This is a genomic window from Kitasatospora sp. NPDC089913 (assembly GCF_044748625.1).
GTDB lineage: Bacteria > Actinomycetota > Actinomycetes > Streptomycetales > Streptomycetaceae > Kitasatospora.
Genome location: NZ_JBIVGI010000022.1, coordinates 161,271 through 167,663, shown reverse-complemented (window position 1 = coordinate 167,663; position 6,393 = coordinate 161,271). Strand labels below are relative to the sequence as shown.

The 6,393-nt window shown below is 73.4% G+C and carries 5 protein-coding genes and 1 riboswitch; of the genes, 2 read left to right on the top strand and 3 right to left on the bottom strand.

What is annotated here, in order from left to right:
- Positions 1-152 precede the first annotated feature (152 nt).
- Together ACIPYS_RS28750 and ACIPYS_RS28745 are read right to left on the bottom strand one after the other, a co-directional pair.
- Positions 153-1,043: an ABC transporter substrate-binding protein gene (locus ACIPYS_RS28750; RefSeq protein ID WP_400751326.1), complete on the bottom strand. Its 891-nt coding sequence runs from the start codon at positions 1,041-1,043 to the stop codon at positions 153-155.
- 193 nt (positions 1,044-1,236) lie between these two features.
- A riboswitch (cobalamin riboswitch) is annotated at positions 1,237-1,441 on the bottom strand.
- Between the two features lie 153 nt (positions 1,442-1,594).
- Complete coding sequence (locus tag ACIPYS_RS28745) at positions 1,595-2,578, bottom strand: helix-turn-helix transcriptional regulator (protein WP_173862002.1); 984 nt, start codon at positions 2,576-2,578, stop codon at positions 1,595-1,597.
- A 156-nt stretch (positions 2,579-2,734) separates the two neighbouring features.
- Between ACIPYS_RS28745 and ACIPYS_RS28740 the strand changes: the two genes are divergently transcribed.
- Entirely contained in the window at positions 2,735-4,147 is a 1,413-nt protein-coding gene (locus ACIPYS_RS28740) for an aminopeptidase P family protein (RefSeq protein ID WP_093858718.1), read from the top strand.
- A gap of 150 nt (positions 4,148-4,297) precedes the next feature.
- Here ACIPYS_RS28740 and ACIPYS_RS28735 read toward each other — a convergent pair whose 3' ends face one another.
- Complete coding sequence (locus tag ACIPYS_RS28735) at positions 4,298-5,044, bottom strand: AraC family transcriptional regulator (RefSeq protein ID WP_400751321.1); 747 nt, start codon at positions 5,042-5,044, stop codon at positions 4,298-4,300.
- A 51-nt stretch (positions 5,045-5,095) separates the two neighbouring features.
- Between ACIPYS_RS28735 and ACIPYS_RS28730 the strand changes: the two genes are divergently transcribed.
- On the top strand, positions 5,096-6,280 hold the full coding sequence (locus tag ACIPYS_RS28730) for an MFS transporter (RefSeq protein ID WP_400751318.1): 1,185 nt from the start codon (positions 5,096-5,098) through the stop codon (positions 6,278-6,280).
- The last annotated feature ends 113 nt before the right edge of the window (positions 6,281-6,393 follow it).

Genomic DNA, 6,393 nt, shown 5'->3' with positions numbered 1-6,393 from the left:
GCCGCTGTCGTGGTGGCTCGGGGGGGGGGCGCGGCGCCCGCCCGCCCCGCCCCGTCGCCCCGCGGTGGGGCCCCCCGCGGCCGCCCCGGGCGCGGGGCCCCCCCCCCCCCCCCCCCGGCCGGCGGGCCGCGCGACGGGGTGGGGCGCGGTGCTCATGAACCCTGGTGCAGCCGGCTCAGTCCCGCGGACACCCGGGCGGCGCCGTCGGCGAGCAGCACACCGGGGGTCGACTCGGAGAACGGCACCACCACGAAGGCCTTGCGCTGCACGGCGGTGAGCTTGCTCAGCACCGGGTCGCCCTGCAAGTAGTCGATCTTTGACTGAGCGGTGTCCCAGTCGGCGTCCGCTACCACGACGGCGTCCGGGTCCGCGGCGACGACCTTCTCCCAGCTCACGTTCTGCCAGCCGCCGGGCAGGTCCCCGAAGACGTTGGCGGCGCCCACGGCGTCGAGTACCAGCTGGGGCCCGCCGTGACCGGCGCCGACGAACGGCGTCTTGGTGTCCGAGTCGAACCACAGGACCTTCAGGCCCTTGCCGGCGGCCGTCGCCCCGAGCTGTGCCAGCTGCTGCTCCTGCCCCCGCTGGATCGCGGTGGCCCGCTCCGTGACGCCGAAGACCTTGGCGACGTCGTTCAGTTCGCCCCACATCGCCTGCCAGGTCGTCGGCGCGACCTTGCTCTTGTCCGAGCAGCCGAACGGGGACACGTACGACGGGATGCCCTGGCCGCGCAGTTCCTCCCGGGAGCCCACGGCCTTGTCGGTGAAGGCGCTGGCGTAGGAGGCGTACAGGAAGTCGGGGCGGGACGCGAGGAGCTTCTCCTTCGTCGGGTACTCCTTGGAGAGCACCGGGACGGAGTCGTAGGCCGCCTTCCACTTCTCCGGGACGGCGTCGTCGAGGTAGGCGGTACCGGCCATCCGGGACTCCAGGCCGAGGGCCAGGGCCACCTGGGTGGCACCCTGGTTGAGCGTCACCAGCCGTTCGGGCGGCGTACCGACCGACACGGTGGTCCCGCAGTTGTCCAGGTCGACCGGCGCGGCACTCACGGTCGAGCCGCCGGACGCGGCGGGAGCGGGGGCGCCGGCGCACCCTCCGAGCACACCGACGAGCAGGACGGCGGCGGCCGCTCGCCCGGCACGTGGCGGGCGTGCGATGCGTGCGGGAAGAGTAGGACGAACGGAACATATGGAACGGAACGGATGCAGCAGACCGCTGGGCACGTGTTCTCCAAGACCCTCGTGGAACATGTCGTGCCGTGGCCGGTCTCCTGGCTTCCGCATCGACGTGCCGCGGCCGACCTTCCCGGGTGGCTCGTCCGGCCGCCCAGTGGTCCTGACCGCGGGGGAAGCCGGTCAGCGAGGGCCGCGGTACTCCGCGGCAACAGTGGCGAGGGCCGCACCGGACTTCGACCGGTTTCCCGAACACCACGGCGATCGAAAGGTATCAGGCTTGGTCAGGGCGCTGTCGACCCGCGTCCGACCTTGCGTCCGACCCGCGTCCGACCTCGCGGCGGGTCCGAGGCCGGTCTGCGGCCGGTCCGAGGCCGGTCTGCCGTCGGTCCGCGGTCGGTGGGGGCGGGTGCGCCGGCGGGCGGGAGCTACAGCCAGCCGGAGCGCTGCGCCTGGAGGGCCATCTGGAAGCGGTTCTCGGCGCCCAGACGGGCCATCAGGGTCTGGAGCCGGCGGAAGAAGGTGCGGCGGCTGATGCCCAGTTCGCGGGCGATGACCTCGTCGCTCGCACCGCCGGCGAGGAGGCGGAGCAGGCGGCGGTCGGCCGGCAGCAGGCCGGCCGGGCGGGTGGCGCGGCCGTGGAAGGGGAGCGCCTGCTGCCAGGTCTGCTCGAAGAGTGCGAGGAGTGCGGAGAGCAGGCCGCACGGCTGCACCACCAGCATGGTGTTGTGCACGTCCGTCTCCCTGATCGACAGGGACACCAGTGCGTACGCCTCATCGATGATCACCAGCTTGACCGGTACCGTCGGCGCCACCCGGGCCAGCTCGCCGGCCTCGACGCACGGTTCGATGGCCGACTCCAGCCGCCCGGGCATCTCCAGTGACGCCTTCGAGTAGACGACCCGCTGCGTCACACCGCGGGCGAGGGTCGCCAGCGCGTCCTCGACGGCTTCGCCCTGGGGGAAGTAGGGCGGGGATTCGAGCTGACGGATCTGCTCGCGGGCGCTGGCCCACGCCTGGCGCAGTCGCGGGCCGACGGCGTCGCCGGTCACCACTTCGACGAGGTTGTCGTTGTGCACCGTGAGCCGCCGGCGGCGGAACGACTCGAACGCCCCGCCCACGGCGATGCGCGACCCTTCGAGTTCGGCCGCCCGGTGCCGGGCGAGGATCTCGAGCCCCGCGGCGGGAGGCACCGGCGCCACCACGTCCGTGCCCTCGGTGGCGGCGTCGGCCAGCCCGGCGTCGACCAGCTCCCCGTACGCCGCGGCGAACTCGGCACCGGCGAGCCCGGTCGCTTCGCCGATCTCGGTGAGCGGGGCGGGGGCCAGCTCGAGGAGCGACAGGTACACGCGGCCGGCTGCGGAGCCGATCCCCAGCATCCGCAGGGCCTCGCCCAGTTTCGCATTCGCCATGCACCGCATTATCGAGGACCACCGGGCCGGGTGGCCGATCAGTGCCACTGGCACCGGTGGCACTCCCGGAAACGCCGCCCCGCAGTACGGTCCGGGGGCTGCCGGGGCTCCTCGGCGGGTGAACGCGGTCCGGTAGTGAAGGCAGAGGAGAACGACGTGGCGAAGGCGCGCAAGAACGGTCTCTACCCGGGAGTCTCCGCCGAGCTGTCGGCCCTGATGCGGACGGGCTGGGCCGACACCGAACAGCACGACCTCGCGCAGGACGAGCAGGCCCCGTACACGGCCCACCGTCGCGCCGCTCTGTCCGCGCTGTTCCCGGGCGAGCGGCTGGTCGTCCCCTCCGGCGGCCTCAGGACCCGCTCGAACGACGACACCTACCCGTTCCGCCCGTACTCCGGCTACGTCCACATGACCGGCGACCAGGCCCGCGACTGCGCCCTCGTGCTCGAACCCCGCCGGGACGGCGGCCACGACGCGTACTGCTACCAACTGCCGCGGGACGGCCGGGACACCGACGAGTTCTGGCTCGGTTACACCGCCGAGCTGTGGATGGGTCGCCGCCGCTCGCTCGCGGAGTCGGAGCGCGTGCTCGGGCTGGCTTGCCGCGACGTCCGTACGGCGGCGAGCGACCTGGCAGCCGCTCCCGACGTCCCCACCCGCATCGTGCGCGGCATCGACCCGGCCCTCGAGGCGGCGGTCACCACCGACCCGGAACGCGACGCCGGACTGGAGGAAGCGCTGAGCGGACTCCGTCTCGTCAAGGACGCCTGGGAGATCGACGAACTGCGCAAGGCGGTGGACTCCACCGTGCGCGGCTTCACCGACTGCGTGGGCGAGCTCTCCCGGGCCGTCGCCTCCTCGGAGCGGTGGATCGAGGGCACCTTCTTCCGCCGTGCCCGCCTGGAGGGCAATGCCGTCGGCTACGGCTCGATCTGCGCCGCCGGCGAGCACGCCACGATCATGCACTGGACCGACAACGACGGCCCGGTGCGCGTCGGCGACCTGCTGCTCCTCGACGCGGGTGTGGAGACGCGCACGCTCTACACCGCCGACGTCACCCGGACGCTGCCGATCAGCGGCTCGTTCACCCCCGTGCAGCGCAAGGTGTACGACGCGGTGTACGAGGCCCAGGAGGCGGGCATCGCCGCCGTGAAGCCGGGCGCCGCCTACCGCGACTTCCACGTGGCGGCGCAGCGCCACCTGGCGGAGAAGCTGGTCGAGTGGGGCTTCCTGGAGGGCCCGGCGGAGCGTGCGTACGAGCTCGGCCTCCAGCGCCGCTTCACCATGGCCGGCACCGGCCACATGCTCGGCCTGGACGTCCACGACTGCGCCGAGGCCCGCAACGAGGAGTACGTCGACGGCGTGCTGGAGCCGGGCATGGTCCTCACGGTGGAGCCGGGCCTGTACTTCCAGCCGGACGACCTCACCGTCCCCGAGGAGTGGCGCGGCATCGGGGTCCGGATCGAGGACGACCTGCTGGTGACCGCCGACGGGGCCGAGAACCTGTCGGCGGGCCTGCCGCGCTCGTCGGACGAGGTCGAGGCGTGGATGGCCCGCGTCGCGGGTTGACGGGGCCCGCCCGCCCGGTCGCGGGCCGTGCGTGCCCGGACGCCGCCCCGGACGCCGCCCTGGACGCCCGCCGGGCGCAGGTCGGCGACGGGCGGGTCCAGGAACGGTGGGCCGCACCTGTGGACGGGCCGCGGCCGAGGTCCCGTCGCGTCAGGCCGTCGGGCGGGACCCGGGGGTGTGGCCGAAGGCGCGGCGGAACACGTCGATGAAGGTGCTCGCCGACGACCAGCCGCAGCGGAGGGCGACGGTGGTGACGGGGGTCCGGTCGGCGAGGAGGACCAGCGCGTGGTGGAGTCTGACCTGGGTGCGCCATTGCGGGTAGGTGAGGCCGAGATCGTCGTGGAGACGGCGGGAGAGGGTGCGGGCGCCGGCGCCGATCTGTCGGCCGAGCTCGCCGAGGGAGCGGTTGTCCGCCGGGTCGGCGCTCAGGATGTCGTGCAGTTCCCGGAGCAGCGGGTCGGTGGGGGTCGGCAGGTGCAGTGGCTGTTCGGGGGAGACCCTGAGCTGATCGAGCATGACGGCGCGCAGGCGCAGCCGGGGCGGGCTGTGGTCGTCGGGGGAGCGCGTGCAGGCGACGATCAGTTCGCGGAGGAGAGGGCTGACGGTCAGGACCGCCGGAGTGTCGAGGCCGAGCGGGTTCTCGGTCACGGGCAGGCCGACGAGGTGGAGGTCGAGCTGACCGTGGGCCCGGTGCCGGTGGGCGGTGCCCGCCGGGATCCAGAGCGCCCGGGTGGCGGGGGCGACCCATGAGCCGGCGTCGGTGGTGACGGCGACGGCGCCCCGGCCGGCGTAGACGATCTGGTGGTCGTCGTGGCGGTGCGCGTCGATCTCGCCGCCGGACGCGAGACGCTGGGTCCGGGTCGGCGCGACGGACTCGTGGCGGATTTCCTTCATCATCTGGCAATCTATCGAAAGCGGGACAGCTGCCGCCTCTCGCAGCATGGGCGGGTGCGAAGGAACACAACGATCTCCCTGCTGTCCGTGGGGCACGCCTGCGTCGACGTCTACCAGGGCGCCGTCGCGGCGCTGATCCCCTACTTCGTGGCCGACCGCCACTACGGCTACGCCGTCGCCTCCGGCATCGTGCTGGCCGCGTCCCTGTTGTCGTCGGTGGCCCAGCCGCTGTTCGGCGCGCTCACCGACCGGTGGGCGATGCCGTGGCTGCTGCCGGTCAGCACCCTGCTCAGCGGGGCGGGCATCGGCCTGAGCGGTCTGAGCGGCTCGTACGCGCTCACGCTGCTCTTCGTCGCGATCTCCGGCATCGGGGTCGCCGCCTACCATCCCGAGTCCGCCCGCACGGCCCGGCTGGTCGGCCGGGGCAGTCACAGCGCGATGAGCTGGTTCTCGCTGGGCGGCAACATCGGCTTCGCGCTCGCCCCGCTCATGGTGTCGGCCGCGGTCGGACACGGCTCACTGCGCTGGACGCCGGTCCTGGTCCTGCCCGCCCTGGTCGGCACCGCGCTGTGCGTCCCGGTGCTCCGGACCCTGGGCCGGCGCCGGGCCGGTGTGTCCGCCGGGACGCCGGCCGTCGGGCCCGACGACGTGGCCTCCTTCGTGAGGCTGTCCCTGGCCGTGGTCTTCCGTTCGATCGTTTTCACCGGCCTGAGCACCTTCGTCTCCCTCTACGCCCGGGAGCGCACCCACGGAAGTGCGACCGCGGGGACCGCGGCCCTGTTCCTGCTGTTCCTCGGCGGTGCCGTCGGCTCGGTCCTGGGCGGCTCCCTGGCCAACCGCTACGACCGGGTCCGGGTCTCCCGCTGGTCCTACCTCGTCTCGGTCGTCGCCGTCGCCGGAGTGGTCTGCGCGCCCGGGCCGGCCCTGTTCCTGTTCGTGGCCCTCACCTCCGCCGGCCTGTACGTCCCCTTCTCGCTGCAGGTCACCCTCGGCCAGGACTACCTGCCCTCCCGCATCGGCACCGCCAGCGGCGTCACCCTCGGACTCACCGTCAGTGTCGGCGGCCTGATCAGCCCCCTCCTGGGACGCCTGGCCGACTCCACGTCCCTGCAGACCGCCCTGACACCCTTGATCGCCATGCCCGCGCTGAGCTGGCTGCTCTTCCGCACCCTGCCCGAGCCCACGGCCCCCGAACGCCGACCCGCCGAAGCGGAACCGGCACCGCAGGGCGCCGCCTGAGGCGCACGGGGACGACCCGCCGAACGGCCCTGGGTCGACGCCCGGGCGCCCGCTCGGGGACCTCGGGCTGTCCGGTGTTCATCAACCCCCTTGGGGGTAGTGAAGAATGATGA

Excerpts from the sequence above, each read along its gene's own strand:
- ACIPYS_RS28745 (WP_173862002.1), bottom strand. The coding sequence starts at position 2,578 with ATGGCGAATGCGAAACTGGGCGAGGCCCTGCGGATGCTGGGGATCGGC.
- ACIPYS_RS28735 (WP_400751321.1), bottom strand. The coding sequence starts at position 5,044 with ATGATGAAGGAAATCCGCCACGAGTCCGTCGCGCCGACCCGGACCCAG.